Source organism: Streptomyces iranensis, assembly GCF_017874715.1.
Taxonomy (GTDB): Bacteria; Actinomycetota; Actinomycetes; order Streptomycetales; family Streptomycetaceae; genus Streptomyces; species Streptomyces iranensis.
The window spans coordinates 1-17,860 of sequence record NZ_JAGGLR010000024.1 but is presented as its reverse complement, the minus strand read 5'-3'; the positions used below and the strand labels follow the sequence as shown (position 1 = coordinate 17,860).

The following is a 17,860-nucleotide window of genomic DNA, read 5'->3' as shown; positions in this document are numbered from 1 at the left end:
CTGTGAGTTCCAGCTCACCACGTCAGGACATTCCGAATTCGTCGTCGATGAGTTTGAAGATCTCGTCGGCGGTGGCCGATTCGATCTCGCTGTCGTCGTCCATCTCGTCGTCCGGCGCCGTCGCGGTGCCGGACACCTGCCCGGTGCCGCCCGCGGACCACTTGGCCACCAGACCCTGGAGCCGCGCCATGATCTGGGCGTGCGTCTCCGTGTCGGAGTCGAGTGCCGACAGGGTGGATTCCAGCCGGTCGAGTTCTCCGAAGACGGGCTCGGTCGCGGGCCCGTCCGCCGGGGTGACCTCCTCCCGCAGGAATCGCCCGAGCGACGCCGGTGTCGGGTAGTCGAACACCAGGGTCGCCGGCAGCCGCGTTCCGGTGATCGCGTTGAGCCGGTTGCGCAGCTCGACGGCCGACAGGGAGTCGAAGCCCAGATCCTTGAAGGCGTGTCCGGGTTCGATCGCCTGCCCCGACGCGTAGCCGAGGACGACGGCCACCTGGTCGCACACCAGGTCCACCAGGATGCGCTCGCGCTCCGTCTCGGACTTCCCGGCCAGGTGCTGCTTGAGCGCGGTGGCCGGGTCGGCCGTGGTGCTCGCCGCGCCCGACTCGGCGGTCCTGCGGGCGGGTGCCCGCACCAGTCCGCGCAGCAGCGCGGGCACCGGCTCGCCCACCGAGGCCATGTCCATCGTCATGGGCACCAGGACGGCCCCGTCGAGATCGCGGGTCGCGTCGAACAGCGCGAGCCCGGCCTCGGGGGTGAGGGCGACCATGCCGGTCCTGGTCATGCGGGTGACGTCGGCGTCGGCCAGTTCGGTGGTCATACCGCCGTCCTGTGTCCACGGACCCCAGACGAGCGAGGCGGCCGCGAGCCCTTCGGCCCTGCGGTGCTGGGCCAGGGCGTCCATGAAGGCGTTGCCCGCCGCGTAGTTGGCCTGGCCGGCGCCGCCGAAGGTACCGGAGACGGAGGAGAACAGGATGAAGGCGGAGAGGTCGAGATCGCGCGTGAGCTCGTGGAGGTGCAGCGCCGCGTCCACCTTCGGACGCAGCACCCTGTCCACCCGCTCCGGCGTCAGCGACTCCACCACACCGTCATCCAGCACACCCGCCGCATGCACCACGGCCGACAGCGGACGCTCCGAACCAATCCCCTTCAACAGGCTCTCCACCGAAGCACGATCGGCGACATCACACGCCACCGCCGCCGCCTCGGCACCCAGCCCCGCCAACTCCGCCACCAACTCCGCCGCACCCGGCGCCTCCACACCACGACGACTCGTCAACACCAACCGCCGGACACCGTGCTCCACCACCAGATGACGGGCCAACAGCGCACCCAGACCACCCGTACCACCCGTGATCAGCACCGTGCCCGGACCGTCCAGCGTCCTCGGCATGGTCAGCGCCACCTTGCCGGTGTGGCGGGCCTGGCTGATGAACCGGAAGGCGTCGGGCGCCCTGCGGACATCCCAGGTGCGCACCGGCAGCGGCCGCAGCACCCCGCGCTCGAACAGCGAGATCAGGTCGTTCCACATCTCGTGAATGCGGTCGGGACCCGCCTCGATGAGGTCGAACGCCTGGTAGGAGACGCCGCTGTACTCGGCGGCCACCTCTTCCGGGTTCCTGATGTCGGTCTTGCCCATCTCCAGGAACCAGCCGCCGCGCGGCAGCAGTCGCAGACCCGCGTCCACGAACTCCCGTGCCAGCGAGTCGAGCACCACGTCCATGCCGCGCCCGCCGGTCACATCGAGGAAGCGCTTCTCGAAGTCCAGCGTCCGCGACGACGCGATGTGGTCGTCGTCCAGGCCCAGCGACCGCAGGGTGTCCCACTTGCCCTCGCTCGCCGTGCCGAACACCTCGGCCCCGAAGTGCCGTGCCAGCTGGAGCGTGGCCATGCCCACACCACCGGCCGCCGAGTGCACCAGCACCGACTGGCCCTTCTTCAGGTCCGCCAGGTCCCGCATGGCGTAGTAGGCGGTCAGGAACACGATGGGGGTGGAGGCGGCCTGCTCGAACGTCCAGTCCCGCGGGACCCGGGCGACGACGCGCGAGTCGGTGATGGCGACCGGGCCGAACGACCCGCTGAAGATGCCCATCACCTTGTCGCCGGGCACGAGGTCCTTGACCGCGGAGCCGACCTCGGTCACCACACCGGCACCCTCGCCACCGAGCGGCCCGGCCTCCCCGGGGTACATCCCCAGGGCGTTGAGCACATCGCGGAAGTTCAGGCCCGCGGCGCGCAGCGCCACCCTGATCTCGGTCGCGCCCAGTTCCTCCGTGGCGTCGGGGCAGGGCAGCAGCGCCAGGTTCTCCAAGGTCCCCTTGGCGTGCATGTCCAGCCGCCATTCGCGCACCCCGGCGGGCGGCAGCAGCGCGGTGCCCGAGGAGACCCGGGCCATGCGCTGGCCGAGCACCGTTCCCTCGCGGACCACGGCCTGCGGCTCGTCGGTGGCGAGCACCGAGGGCAGCATCGCCTTGGACGCCTCGTCCTCGTCCAGGTCGACCAGGACGAAGCAGTCCGGGTTCTCCGACTGCGCGGACCGCACCATGCCCCACAGAGGCGCGTGGATCAGGTCCGGGGTCTCGTCGCGCTCCTCGGGTGCCATGGCGCCCGAGGTCACGAAGACCAGCCGGGAGGAGGCGAACCTGCGGTCGCCGAGCCAGCCCTGGATCATGCCGAGCGTGTGGTGCGTCACCGCGTGGATGGCGCCCGCCGGCTCCAGGCCCGGCTTGGCCCTGCTCTTGCCCTTGGCCTTGGCCTTGCTCTTCGCCTTGCTCTTGGGCCTGCCCTGGGCCGCCTCGTCGTCGAGGCCCGGTGCGTAGGAGACCAGTACGGCCTCCGGGGCGGCGGCGCCACCGTCGATCGCTGCACCCAGCGCGTCGAGGTCGGCGTAGGCGGTCACCTCGGCTCCGGCGATCGCGCCGGCGGCCAGTCCGTAGTGGTCGGTGCCCACCACGGCCCACCGCGCCGCCTCCGCCTCGCCCGCGGCGATGGCCGGTACGGGGGTCCAGTCCAGCGTGAACAGCGAGTCGCGGAACGCCGACGTCCTGGCCGTGTCGATGTGGTCCACCGACACCGGGCGCAGCACGAGGGATTCGATCGACGCCACCGGGCGGCCGGTTCCATCGGCCACCGCGAGGGCGATGGAGTCCGGTCCCAGTTGAGTGAGCCGCACCCGCAGCGTGGACGCGCCACCGGCGTGGAGCGACACCCCGCTCCAGGAGAACGGGAGCCGGGAGAGGCCGACGTCCTCCAGGGCGACGAAGGTCACCGCCTGCACGGCGGCGTCCAGCAGCGCCGGGTGGAGGCCGAAGTCGGCCGCGTCCGACGCGTGCTCCTCACCGAGCCCGACCTCGACGTAGACGTCGTCGCCGGAGCGCCAGGCGGCCCGCAGGCCCTGGAACACCGGGCCGTAGGCGAAGCCGGAGGCGGCGAAGCGCTCGTAGAAGTCGCTGATGTCCAGCGCTTCCGCGTCCGCCGGGGGCCATGCGGCCAGGTCGAACGACGGCTCGGGGCCGGTCGGGGCCAGCGCACCGGCCGCGTGCTGTGTCCACGGCTCGTCCGAGGACGCGTCGGCCGGGCGGGAGTACAGGCTGAGCGAGCGATGGCCCGTCTCGTCGGTGTCACCCACCCACAGTTGCACCTGGACCGGTTGGTTCTCGGGCAGGACCATCGGGGTCGCGAGGGTGACCTCCTCGACCCGGCCGCAGCCGACCTGGTCGGCGGCGCGGATGGCCAGTTCGAGGAATCCGGTCCCGGGGAACAGGGCCGCGCCCGCGATCGCGTGGTCGGCCAGCCATGGCTGGCTCTGCACCGACAGCCTGCTGGTGAACAGGAATCCGTCGCGGCCCGCGAGCTCGACTCCGGCACCCAGCAGCGGGTGGTTGGGAGAGCTGAGCCCGACGGAGGAGATGTCCCCGGTCATGGGGCCGCCGGCCTTCGGCCAGTAGCGCTGCCGCTGGAAGGCGTAGGTGGGCAGCTCCACCCGCCGGACGTCGAGCCCGGCGAACGCCGTCGACCAGTTCACGGTGGTGCCGTGGACGTGGAGTTCGGCCAGCGCCGTGGTCAGCGACTGGGCCTCGGGGCGGTTCTTGCGCAGCGCGGGGACGAGGGTGAGAGCGTCTCCGGCCTCGTCGGCCGTCAGGCAGTCCTGGGCCATCGCGGTGAGCACACCGTCGGGACCGACCTCCAGGAACGAGGTCACCCCGAGCTTCTCCAGGGCCCGTACGCCGTCGGCGAACCGGACCGCCTCCCGCACATGCCGCACCCAGTACTCCGGCGAGCACACCTCGGCCGCGCCCGCCGACGCACCCGTGAGGTTGGAGACCAGCGAGATCGACGGTGCCTCGAAGGACAGGCCGGAGACGACGTCACGGAAGTCGTCCAGCATCGCGTCCATGCGGGGCGAGTGGAAGGCGTGGCTGACCCGCAGCCGGCGGGTCTTACGGCCTTGTCCGGCCCAGTCCTCGGCGATCTCCAGCGCCGCGGCCTCGTCACCGGCGATGACCACGGCCGTCGGGCCGTTGACCGCGGCGATGCTCACCTCGGCCTCGCGACCGGACAGCGACAGAGCGATTTCCGCCTCGGAGGCCTGCACCGCCACCATCGCGCCACCCTCCGGCAGCGCCTGCATCAGACGGCCGCGCGCCGCGATGAGCGCGCACGCGTCCTCCAGCGAGAGCACCCCGGCCACATGGGCCGCGGCCACCTCGCCCACCGAGTGGCCGATCAGCACATCCGGGGTGACACCCCAGTGCTCCAGCAGCCGGAACAGCGCCACCTCGACCGCGAACAGCGCGGGCTGGGTGAACGCCGTCAGGTCCAGCAACTCGGCATCCGCACTGCCCTCGGCCGCGAACATCACATCCCGCAGCGGCCGGTCCAGCAGCACATCGAGATACGCACACACCTCGTCCAGAGCACGGGCGAACACCGGGAACGCCTCGTACAACTCCCGTCCCATGCCCGGACGCTGCGCACCCTGACCCGAGAACATGAAGGCCGTCCTACCGGCCGTGCCCACGGATCCCTGGATGACTCCGGGGGCCGTGGCACCGGAGGCGATGGCGTCCAGACCGCTCAGCAGCCCGTCCCGGTCACCGCTCATGAGCACGGCGCGGTGGTCGAAGACGGACCGGGTGGCCGCCAGCGAGTGGCCCACGTCGTTCAGGTCGAGCCCGGGGTGGGCCGCCACATAGTCGTACAGGCTCCGGGCCTGGGCGCGGAGCGCCTCGGCGCCCTTGCCGGCGACCGTCCAGGGGAGCGTTTCCGAGCCGGTCGAGGGGGTGTCGTCCGTACGGACCCGCTCCACCGCCTCCGGCTCCTCCGGCTCCGGGGCCTGCTCGATGATGGTGTGGGCGTTGGTGCCGCTGATGCCGAACGAGGAGATACCCGCCCGGCGCGGCTCGCCGTCCTCCGGCCACGCGGTCGGCGCGGTCAGCAGCCGGACCTCGCCCGCCGTCCAGTCCACATGCGGCGTGGGCTCATTGACGTGGAGCGTCTGCGGCAGCACGCCCTCACGCATCGCCATCACCATCTTGATGACACCGGCCACACCGGCGGCCGCCTGCGTGTGCCCGATGTTGGACTTGATGGAGCCAAGCCACAGCGGCTGGCCGTCCTGCCGCCCCTGGCCGTAGGTGGCCAGCAGCGCCTGCGCCTCGATCGGGTCACCGAGCCTGGTGCCGGTGCCGTGTGCCTCGACCGCCTGCACCTGGTGGGCGGCGAGGTCGGCGCTGGCCAGCGCCTGGCGGATCACCCGCTGCTGCGACGGGCCGTTGGGCGCCGTCAGACCGTTGGAGGCGCCGTCCTGGTTGACGGCGGAGCCGCGCACGATCGCCATCACCGGGTGGCCGTTGCGCCGCGCGTCGGACAGCCGCTCGAGCAGCAGCATACCGACGCCCTCGCCCCAGCCCGTGCCGTCGGCCGAGGCCGCGAACGCCTTGCACCGCCCGTCCGACGACAGCCCCTTCTGGCGGCTGAAGTCCACGAACGAGCCCGGGGTGGACATGATCGTGACACCGCCGGCCAGCGCCAGGGAGGACTCGCCCTGACGCAGCGACTGCACGGCCATGTGCAGCGCCACCAGGGACGAGGAGCACGCCGTGTCCACCGTGACGGCCGGTCCTTCGAGGCCGAAGGTGTAGGAGATACGGCCCGAGACGACGCTGCCCGCGTTGCCGGTGCCGAGGTAGCCGTCGGGCCCGCCCGGGGCGGTCAGCAGCAGGCCGATGTAGTCCTGGCCGTTGCTTCCCGCGAAGACGCCGGTCCGGCTTCCCTTGAGCGACGTGGGGTCGATGCCCGCCCGCTCGAACGCCTCCCAGGAGGTCTCCAGCAGCAGCCGCTGCTGGGGGTCGATGGTCAGCGCCTCGCGCGGGGCGATCCCGAAGAACGCCGGGTCGAACTCGTCGGCGTCATAGACGAAGCCGCCGCCGCTCGCATAGCTGGTGCCCGTGTTCTCCGGGTCCGGGTCGTAGAGGTCGTCCAGGTCCCAGCCACGGTTGGTTGGGTAGGCGTTGATCACGTCGCTGCCCTCGGAGACCAGTCGCCACAGGTCCTCCGGAGTGCGCACCCCGCCGGGGAAGCGGCAGCTCATCGACACGATCGCGATCGGGTCGTCGTCCACGACCGTGCCCGTCACCACCGGCAGGTCATCGGCCGGCGCGGGCGCGGTGCCCAGCACCTCGCCGAGGATGAACCGGGCGAGCACCGTGGGCGTCGGGTAGTCGAAGGCCATCGTGACCGGCAGGTTCACACCCGCCGCCGCGCTGAGGCCGTTGCGCAGTTCCACGGCGGTCAGCGAGTCGAACCCGATGTCCCGGAAGGCCCGCTCCGGCTCCACCGCGTCGGCGCTCGGGTATCCGATCACCTCGGCGGCGTGGGACCTGACGAGGTCGAGCACCTCCGCCTCGCGTTCGACGGCCGACAGCCCTTCGAGCCGCACGGCCAGCCCGGTGAGCGCCGCGCCCAGCTCGGCCTCCGCCGCCTCCAGGGCCTGCCGCACCTCCGGCAGTTCGTTCAGCAGCGGACGCGGCCGGGCCGAGGCGAAGCCGGGGGCGTAGCGCTCCCAGTCCACATCGGCGACGGTGATGTCCACCTCGTCGTGGTCGAGCGCCTGCTGAAGGGCGTCGACGGCGAGTTCGGGCACCAGCGGCGGCATACCGCGCCGCTTCAGCTGGGCCGCGGTGGCGTCGTCCACCAGACCGCCGCCGCCCCAGGCGCCCCAGGCCACCGAGGTGGCCGCCAGCCCCTGGGCCCGGCGCTGCTGCGCCAGGGCGTCGAGGAAGGCGTTCGCGGCGGCGTAGCTGCCCTGACCGGCACCACCGACGGTTCCGGCGTAGGAGGAGAAGAGGATGAACGCGGACAGGTCCAGATCCTGGGTGAGCTCGTGGAGGTTCACCACGGCGTCCACCTTGGGCCGGAAGACCCCCTGCGCCCTGGGGACGGTGAGGGTGTCGATGAGGCCGTCGTCCAGGACACCGGCCGCGTGCACCACCCCGGTCAGCGGGTACTCCGCGGGCAGCCCGTCGAGGAGCTCCCGCAGCGCGCCACGGTCGGCGACGTCGCACGCCGCGACGGTGACCCGCGCGCCCAGAGCGGTCAGCTCGTCCCTCAACTCGGCCGCGCCGGGGGCCTCCAGGCCGCGACGGCTGGTCAGCACCAGGTGTTCGGCGCCGCCACGGGCGAGCCAGCGGGCGAGACGGCCACCGAGCGCACCGGTACCACCGGTGATCAGGACGCTGCCGCGAGGCTCCCAGGCGCGGGCCGGCCGGGCGTCGCCCAAGGGGGCCCGGACGAGCCGTCGGGCGAAGACACCGGAGGCGCGCACCGCCACCTGGTCCTCGTCACCGGAGCGCCCGATCAGGCCGACCAGGCGGTTCAGCGCCCGCTCGTCGAGCGCGTCCGGCGACTCGGGAAGGTCGACCAGACCGCCCCAGCGCTGTGCGTACTCCAGGCCGACCACTCGGCCCAGACCCCACACCAGGGACTGCTTGACGCTGCCGACCCGGTCGGAGCGGCCCACGGACACGGCTCCGGTGGTGGCGAGCCACAGCGGCACGTCGATGTCGATGTCGGCGAGCGCCTGGACCAGGGCCACGGTGCCGGCGAAGCCGCGCGGAATGCCCGGGTGTTCGGCGAGTGCCTCCTCGTCGAGCGCGAGCAGGGAGAGCACTCCGTCGATCGCGAGCGTCCCCTCCTGCTCGTCTCCGTCCGCGGACGGCGTGCCGGGGGCCGCGGCCCGCAGGAGTCCGACCAGCGACGACCGCTCCGGCTCCGCCCCGTCCAGGTCGACCCGCACCATGCGGGCACCGTGACGTTCCACGTCCCGCGCGATGCGCTCGGCCAGTTCGCGGGCGGTGTCGACCGGCGGGACGACGACCATCCACGTACCGGTGATCGGGGCGCCCTGCCCCGGCTCGGAGCCGGACGACGGCTGGTCGATGACGGGCTTCCAGTTGATCCGGTAGCGCCAGTTGTCGACCGTCGAGCGGTCACGCCTGCCTCGCCGGTACGACGACAGGGCGGGCAGTACCGCGCTCAGCGGCGCCTCCCCGTCGAGCTCCAGCGTCCGTGCCAGCCCCTCCAGGTCTTCGCGCTCCACGGCCTCCCAGAACCGGGCGTCCACCGCGTCGGCCTCGGACACGGGGCCGTTGCCGAACCCGCCGTCCTCGGCCGCCTGCGGCCAGTAGCGCTGCCGCTGGAAGGCGTACGTCGGCAGGTCGACCCGGTGGGCCCCGTTTGCGGCGAACACCTTCCGCCACTCGACGTCGGCCCCGTTGACATGAAGCTCGGCGATCGAGGTCAGGAACCGCTCCAGGCCACCTTCGTCGCGGCGCAGTGTGCCGATGACCACGGCCTGCGCCTCGGCGGCCTCCACGGTCTGCTGAACGGGGAGAGTGAGGACCGGATGCGGGCTCACCTCGATGAACACACCGTGACCGTTGTCGAGGAGAGTACGGGTGGTGGCCTCCAGCTCGACCGTCTGCCGCAGATTGCGGTACCAGTACTCGGCGTCCAGACCAGCGGTGTCCACCAGCTCGCCGGACACCGTCGAGTAGAACGGCACCTCCGGCACCCGCGGCTCCAGGTCCCCCAGAACCTCCAGCAACTCCGCCCGAATCGCCTCCACATGCGCCGAGTGCGAGGCGTAGTCCACCGGAACCCGACGGACCCGGATCTCCTCGCCCTCCAACCGCGCGACCATCTCATCCAGCGCGCCCGGGTCACCCGAGACCACGACCGAGCCGGGCCCGTTGACCGCCGCGACGGATATTCCACCGTCCCAGGCGCCGATGCGCTCCCTGGCCTGGTCGACCGGCAGCCCGACGGACACCATGCCACCACGACCGGCCAGACCGGCCGCGATGGCCTGCGACCGCAGGGTCACCACCTTCGCGGCGTCCTGCAGCGAGAGCGCACCCGCGACACACGCCGCGGCGATCTCACCCTGGCTGTGGCCCATCACCGCATCGGGCTCCACGCCCACCGAACGCCACAGCCTCGCCAGCGACACCATCACCGCGAACAACACCGGCTGAACGACATCCACCCGGTCAAAGCCCGGAGCGCCCTCCGCGCCACGCAGCACCTCGGTGAGCGACCAGTCCACGTACGCCGACAGGGCCGTCTCACACTCGGCTATCGCCTCAGCGAACACCGGCGAGGACTCCAACAGCCCCACCGCCATGCCCATCCACTGCGCACCCTGGCCGGGGAAGACGAACACCGAACGGCCCGGCTCCTCGACGGCGCTCGCGCGGACCACGCCCGGTGCCTTCGCGCCCTCGGCCACCGCCTCCAGGCGCTCCAGGAGTTCCTCCCGGCCGGTTCCGGTCACCGCGGCCCGGTACTGGAACGCGGACCTGGTCGTCGCCAGGGAGTGGGCCACATCGGCGGCACGCAACTCCGGGTGCTCGGCCACGAACTCCCGCAGCCGGTCCGCCTGGGCCCGCACCGCGTCGTTGCTCTTGCCCGCCACGATCCACGCCACCGGACCGTCGGTCACCTCGGCCTCGGCGGTCTCGGCCGCCTCGGCCTCCGGAGCCTGCTCCAGGATGGTGTGCACGTTGGTGCCGCTCATGCCGAACGCCGACACACCCGCGCGTCGCGGATGCCCGGTCTCCGGCCACGGCCTGGCCTCGGCCAGCAGCTCGACGTCGCCCTCCGTCCAATCGACGTGCGGCGAGGGCTCGTCGAGGTGCAGGGTCTTCGGCAGCACGCCGTGGCGCATGGCCATCACCATCTTGATGACGCCACCCACGCCGGCGGCCGCCTGCGAATGGCCGATGTTGGACTTGATGGCGCCCAGCCACAGCGGCTGGCCCTCGGGGCGCTCCTGGCCATAGGTGGCCAGCAGCGCCTGCGCCTCGATCGGGTCACCCAGCGAGGTGCCCGTACCGTGCGCCTCCACCGCGTCGACCTCGGCGGCCGACAGGCGGGCGTTGGCCAGCGCCTGGCGGATGACCCGCTGCTGCGAGGGGCCGTTGGGCGCCGTCAGGCCGTTGGACGCACCGTCCTGGTTCACCGCGCTGCCCCGCACCACGGCGAGGATGGGGTGTCCGTTGCGGCGGGCGTCCGACAGCCGTTCGAGGACGAGCATGCCGACGCCCTCGGCCCAGCTGGCACCGTCCGCGGCGGCCGAGAACGGCTTGCTGCGGCCGTCGGAGGCGAGCGCGCGCTGTCGGCTGAACTCGACCAGCGACATCGGTGTGGACATCACCGTCACACCGCCGGCGAGCGCCAGCGAGCACTCGCCCTGGCGCAGCGCCTGCCACGCCAGATGCAGGGCGACCAGCGACGACGAGCACGCGGTGTCCACTGTCACGGCGGGCCCTTCCAGGCCCAGGGTGTAGGAGATACGGCCGGAGAGCACGCTGGGCGAGACGCCGGTGCCGATGTAGCCCTCGACGCTCTCCTGGGATCCGGCGAGGACACCGCCGTAGTCCTGGTAGGTCACGCCCGCGAAGACGCCGGTCTGGCTGCCCTTCGCGGAGACCGGGTCGATACCGGCCCGCTCCAGCGCCTCCCACGAGGTCTCCAGCAGCAGTCGGTGCTGCGGATCCATCGACAGCGCCTCACGCGGCGAGATCCCGAAGAACGCCGGGTCGAACTGGCTGGCGCCGTGCAGGAAGCCACCTTCCTGCGTGTAGCACTTGCCCGGCTCGTCCGGGTCCGGGTCGTAGAGGTTCTCCACATCCCAGCCGCGGTCGGTCGGGAAGGGGGAGATGCCGTCCCGGCCCTCGGCGACCAGGTTCCACAGGTCCTCGGGGGTGGCCACCTCTCCGGGGTAGCGGCAGCTCATCCCGACGATCACGATCGGCTCGTCGTTGCCCGCCACCGCGACCGGCACCGGCCGCAGCGCTCCGGTCCGCGCGCCGAGCACCTCGGCACGGGCGAACTTCGCCAGTTCGGCGGGGGTCGGGTAGTCGAACACCGCGGTCGCCGGAAGGCGCAGGCCCGTGGCCTTGCTCACCCGGTTACGGAATTCGACGGCGGTCAGCGAGCTGAAGCCGATGTCCTTGAACGCCTGCGACCCCTGCACCGCGTCGGCGGAGGCGTGTCCGAGCACCGCCGCGACGTGGGTGCGAATCACATCGAGCAGCACCCGGTCCTGTTCGGGCTCGGAGAGCCCGGTCAGCCGCTCCCGCAGCGCGGCGAGCGGTCCGGAGTCCGATCCGGCGCCCCGCTTGGCGGCCCGCCGTGCGGTCTTGCGCCGACGGGCGGGCTTGGCGGGGGTTTCCTCGGCAGGCGTTTCCGTGGCCACCTCGGCGGGAGTGTCGGTGGCCACCTCGGCGGGAGTGTCGGTGGTCACCTCGGCTGCGGTGTTGGTGGCCGCCTCGGCTGAGGTGGCGGTCTCGGCCTCATCCGGCGCCGGGACCTCCACCTGCTCCGCGGCGACCTGGCGCAGCGTCAGCGTATCGGCGGAGAGCACGGCTTCGCCGGCCCCGTCGACCGCGGCCAGGGAGAGGGTCTCCGGACCGGTGCGGGCGAGCCGGACGCGCAGCGCGGAGGCACCGGCGGCGTACAGCGACACCCCGGCCAGGCTGAACAGGACGCGACCGCGTCCCACACCGTCCAGCACTCCGAGGCCGAGCGGTTGCAGCGCCGCGTCCAGCAGGGCGGGGTGCAGCCCGAACCGCTGGGCGTCCACGACGGACTCCTCAGCCAGACTGACCTCGGCGAAGACCTCGTCGTCGCGCTGCCAGACGGCTCGGAGGCCACGGAACGAGGGTCCGTAGACGAGGCCGTCCGCCGCGAGCAGCTCATACAGGCCGTCCACATCGACGCGCTCGGCGCCGGGCGGGGGCCATGCGGTGGAGTCGAATCGCGCCGCCCGTTCGGCGGTCGCGGCGTCGTCCGGCTCCGGGGCGAGCACACCGCTGGCGTGGCAGATCCACTCGTCCTCGTCCTCCGGCTCGGCCACCCGGGAGTACATCTCCAGCGAGCGGGTGCCGGACTCGTCCTCCTCGCCGAGGACGAGCTGGATCTGGACGCCGCCCCCTCGGGGGAGGACCAGCGGCGCCTGGATGACGAGCTCTTCCACCTGGCCGAGGCCGACCTCGTCACCGGCGCGGATGGCCAGTTCGACGAGGGCCGTGGTGGCCAGGACCGCCTCGCCGCGCAGGACGTGGTCGGCCAGCCAGGGCTGGGTGTGCAGCGAGAGCGTTCCGGTGAACACCAGGCCGTCGGCGCCCGCGAGGGGGACGGCTCCGCCCAGCAACGGGTGGTCGGCCGGGTCGAGGCCGAAGGCGGCGGCGTCTCCCGCGGAGGCGCCGGGCTCCAGCCAGTAGCGCTGGTGCTGGAACGCGTAGGTCGGCAGGTCCACGCGGCGGGCGCCGCGCCCGGCGAAGAAGGCCCGCCAGTCGACGGTTTCGCCGTGGACGTGCGTCTCGGCGAGGGCCGCGACGAGCGCCTGCGTCTCGGGGCGGTCCTTGCGCAGCACCGGAACCAGCAGGGAGGCCGGTGTGCCATCGGCCGCGATGTCGTCGGCCGGTTCGGTCAGGCAGTCCTGGGCCAGCGCGGACAGTACGCCGTCGGGGCCCACCTCGATGTACGCGGTGACGCCCCGCGCTTCGAGCGCCCGCACCCCGCCCCGGAAGCGGACGGTCTCCCGCACATGGCGCACCCAGTACTCCGGCGAGCACACCTCTTCGGCACCGGCCTGCTCACCCGTGACATTCGAGATGAAGGCGATGGACGGTGCCTGGAAGGACAGGCCGGAGACGACGGCGCGGAAGCCGTCCAGCATGGCGTCCATGTGCGGCGAGTGGAAGGCGTGGCTGACCCGCAGGCGGCGGGTCTTGCGGCCCTGCTCCGCCCACTGTCCGGCGATCTCCAGCGCCGCGGCCTCGTCGCCCGCGATGACCACCGCGGTCGGGCCGTTGACGGCGGCGATGCTCAGCTCGGCCTCACGACCGGCCAGCGACGCCGCGATCTCCTCCTCGGACGCCTCGATGGCGACCATCGCGCCACCGGCCGGCAGGGCCTGCATCAGACGGCCACGAGCGGCCACCAGGGTGCAGGCGTCCTCCAGCGAGAAGACCCCGGCCACATGGGCGGCGGCGATCTCACCGATGGAGTGGCCGATCACCACATCCGGTGCCACACCCCACGCGGACAGCAGCCGGAACAGCGCCACCTCGACCGCGAAGAGGGCGGGCTGGGTGAAGGCCGTCCGGTCGAGCAGTTCGGCATCCGCACTGCCCTCGTCCGCGAACATCACATCCCGCAGCGGCCGGTCCAGCAGCACATCGAGATACGCACACACCTCGTCCAGAGCACGGGCGAACACCGGGAACGCCTCGTACAACTCCCGGCCCATGCCGAGGCGTTGGGCACCCTGACCGGTGAACAGGAACGCGGTCTTTCCGGCCGTGGCCGCCTGCCCCTGGACGATGCCGGGGGCGTCGTCGCCCGCGGCGACGGTCTCCAGGCCGCGCAGCAACGTGTCGCGGTCGGTGCCCAGCAGCACCGCGCGGTGCTCGAACACCGACCGCGTGGCGACCAGCGATTCGGCGATGTCCAGGACGCCGGACCCGGCCCCTTCGGACAGCTGGGCGCGCAGCCGCTCGGCCTGGTCGCGCAGGGCTTCCGGGCTCCGCGCGGAGAGCACCCAGGGGGCGATGCCGTGGTCGTCGGCGGGGGCCGCCGGGGCGGGCTCCGCCTCGTCCGGTACGGGGGCCTGCTCGATGATGGTGTGCGCGTTGGTCCCGCTCACACCGAACGCGGAGACACCGGCCCGGCGCGGCTGTCCGGTCTCGGGCCACGCGGCGGCCTCGGTCAGCAGCCGCACCTCGCCCGCCGACCAGTCCACTTCGTGTGACGGCTGGTCCACGTGCAGGGTCTGCGGCAGCATGCCGTGCCGCATGGCCATCACCATCTTGATGACGCCCGCGACACCGGCGGCGGCCTGTGTGTGACCGATGTTCGACTTGATCGATCCGAGCCAGAGCGGCAGGTTCTCCGGGCGCTCCTGGCCGTAGGTGGCCAGCAGTGCCTGGGCCTCGATCGGGTCACCCAGCGTCGTTCCGGTGCCGTGTGCCTCGATCACCTGGACGTCGGCGGCGGAGAGCTGGGCGTTGGCGAGGGCCTGGCGGATGACCCGCTGCTGCGAGGGGCCGTTGGGGGCCGTCAGACCGTTGGACGCGCCGTCCTGGTTGACCGCCGAGCCCCGCACGATCGCCAGCACCTCGTGGCCGTTGCGCCGGGCGTCGGACAGCCGCTCCACGAGCAGCATGCCCACGCCCTCGGACCAGCCCGTGCCGTCCGCGGCGTCCGCGAACGGCTTGCACCGGCCGTCGGGGGCGAGCCCGCGCTGACGGCTGAACTCCACGAACGCGGCGGGGCTGGTCATCACGGTGACGCCACCGGCGAGCGCCATGGAGCACTCGCCCTGGCGCAGCGCCTGCGCGGCCTGGTGCAGGGCGACCAGCGACGACGAGCACGCCGTGTCCACCGTCAGCGCGGGCCCCTCCAGACCCAGCGTGTAGGAGATGCGGCCCGAGACGACGGAGGTGGCGCTGCCGGTCAGCAACTGCCCTTCGAGCCCCTCGGGGATCTCGTGCAGCCCGGTGCCGTAGCCGGAGGTCGCGGCGCCGACGTAGACGCCGATCTGGTTGCCGCGCACGGAGGCCGGGTCGATACCGGCCCGCTCGAACGCCTCCCAGGACGTCTCCAGCAGCAGCCGCTGCTGCGGATCCATGGCGAGCGCCTCACGCGGCGAGATCCCGAAGAAGGCGGCGTCGAACTCGCTCGCCCCGTCGAGGAACCCGCCCTCGCGGGCGTAGAACGTGCCCAGCCGCTCCGGGTCGGGGTCGTACATCCCCTCGACGTCCCATCCACGGTCGGAGGGGAAGTCCGTGATGGCGTCGGTACCGGCCGCCACGAGGTTCCACAGGTCTTCGGGGCTTCCGACACCGCCGGGGAAGCGGCAGCTCATCCCGACGATCGCGATCGGGTCACCATCGGCCGGGGCCACCACCGTCGACGGCGCCGCCACCGCACCCCGCGTCCCCAGCACCTCGGCACGCAGATGGTCGGCCAGCACCGTGGCACTGGGGTAGTCGAAGACCAGCGTGGCCGGAAGCACCAGCCCGGTCTCCACGTTCAGCCGGTTACGGAACTCCACCGCCGTGAGCGAATCGAAACCCAGCTCCTTGAACGCCCGCGCGGGCTCCACCGAGTCCGCGCCCGCGAAGCCGAGGACCGCGGCGGCGTGGGCGCGCACCAGGTCGAGCAGGGTCCGGTCGATCTCGGCCTCGGTGAGCCCCGTGAGGCGCTCCCGCAGTGCCGAGCCGGCCGAAGTGCCTTCGGCGCTTCCGGCGTTCGCCAGCGCCCGCTGGACCTCGGGCAGATCGCCGAGGAGCGGGCTGGGCCGCCCGATCGTGAACGCGGGGGCGAAACGCTCCCAGTCCACATCGGCGACCGCCACCACACCGTCGTCACCCGCGACCGCCCCCCGCAGAGCGGCGATCGCCAGGCCCGGCGCCATCGCGGGCAGACCGCGGCGCGCCAGCTGGTCGCCCTCGTCTCCGGCCGCCATGCCGCCTTCGGCCCAGGGGCCCCAGGCCACGGCCGTTCCGGCGAGACCCCGCGCACGGCGGTCCTCCACCAGCGCGTCCAGATAGGCGTTGGCCGCACCGTACGCGGCCTGGCCACCACTGCCCCACACACCCGCGATCGAGGAGAACACCACGAACGCGTCCAGCTCTCGGTCGCCGAGCAGCTCATCCAGGTTGACGGCGCCCGCCACCTTGCCGGAGACCACGGCGGCGGCGTCGGCCAGCCCGGTCTCGGCCAGCGGCCCGGTCCCGTTGGCGCCCGCCGCGTGGACCACCGCCGTCAGCGGAAGCTCCTCCGGCACGGCGTCCAGTACGGCGGCCAGTTGCTCACGGTCGGCCACATCGCAGGCCGCCACGGTCACCCGGACGCCCAGCGCCTCCAACTCCTCACGCAGCTCGGCCGCGCCCGGCGCCTCGATGCCACGACGGCTGGTCAGCACCAGATGCTCAGCACCGTCGCGCACCAGCCAGCGGGCCACCTGACCGCCCAGCGCACCCGTACCACCGGTCACCAGCACCGTGCCACGCGCCCGCCACGCCGTTCCATCGGCAGCGGGGGCGGCCGACCGCGTCAGCCGGCGTGCGAACACTCCCGAACCGCGCACCGCCACCTGGTCTTCGGCGACCTCGGTGGCCTCGGCGGACAGCACACCGGCCAGCCGCGCGGCCGCACGCTCGTCCAGGGACTCGGGCAGGTCGACCAGACCGCCCCACAGCTGCGGCAGCTCCAGCGCGGCCACTCGGCCCAGCGCCCACACCATCGCCTGCGCCGGGTGGCTGAGCCGCTCGGAGCGGCCCACCGACACGGCGCCGCGCGTGGCGCACCACAGCGAAGCCTCGACGCCGGTGTCCGCCATGGCCCGCACCAGCGTCAGCGTCAGGGCGAGACCACTGGAGAGCGCGAGGTGCCCCGGGCAGGGCTCCTCGTCCAGGGCGAGCAGCGACAACACGCCGCCCAGTGCGGGCGTGTCGGCGATCGCCACGCGCAGCCGCTCCCCCAGCGCCTCGGCGTCCAGGTCACGCTCGTCGGCCACCAGCGACACCACATCCGCGCCGTGCCGCTCAAGCCCGGTGACGACCTCCGCCACCAGCTCGTCCTCGGTACGGGACGCGGGGACCACCACCAGCCACGTCCCCGACAGGGACCCGTCGGCCGCGTCCGGAACCGGCTTCCACGCCACCCGGTAGCGCCAGTTGTCGATCGTGGACTGGTCGCGCCGGTTGCGGTGGTACGTGGACAGCGCGGGCAGCACCGCGCTCAGCGGCGTCTCGCCGTCGACGTCGAGCGTCTCGGCGAGCGCTTCGAGATCCTCGCGCTCGACCGCCTCCCAGAACCGGGCGTCCACCGAGTCCGCGGCGGCCGACGTGTCCCAGCCGCTCAGGGAGAGGGACACCTCCGGCCAGTACCGCTCGCGCTGAAAGGCGTACGTCGGCAGCTCCACCATGCGCGCACCGCGCCCGGCGACGACGGACTCCCACTCCACCGAGGCTCCGTGGACGTGGAGTTCGGCCAGCGCCATCGTCAGCGCCTGGGTCTCGGGGCGGTCCTTGCGCAGCACCGGCACCACGGCCGAGGCCGCGGCCTGGTCCCCCGTCAGGCAGTCCCGCGCCATCGCGGACAGCACACCGTCGGGGCCGACCTCCAGGAACCTGGTGACGCCCTGGGCGGTGAGTGCCCGCATGCCGTCGGCGAAGCGCACGGCCTCGCGCACATGCCGCACCCAGTACTCCGGCGAGCACACCTCGGCCGCGTCCGCCGCCTCGCCCGTCACATTCGAGACCAGGGCGATGGACGGCGCCCG

1 protein-coding gene is annotated in these 17,860 nt (G+C 72.7%); it reads right to left on the bottom strand.

The genetic code is table 11. The features are described from left to right. Positions 1-22: 22 nt before the first annotated feature. Complete coding sequence (locus tag J2Z30_RS36115; RefSeq protein ID WP_443732397.1) at positions 23-17,830, bottom strand: type I polyketide synthase; 17,808 nt, start codon at positions 17,828-17,830, stop codon at positions 23-25. Between the last annotated feature and the right edge of the window lie 30 nt (positions 17,831-17,860).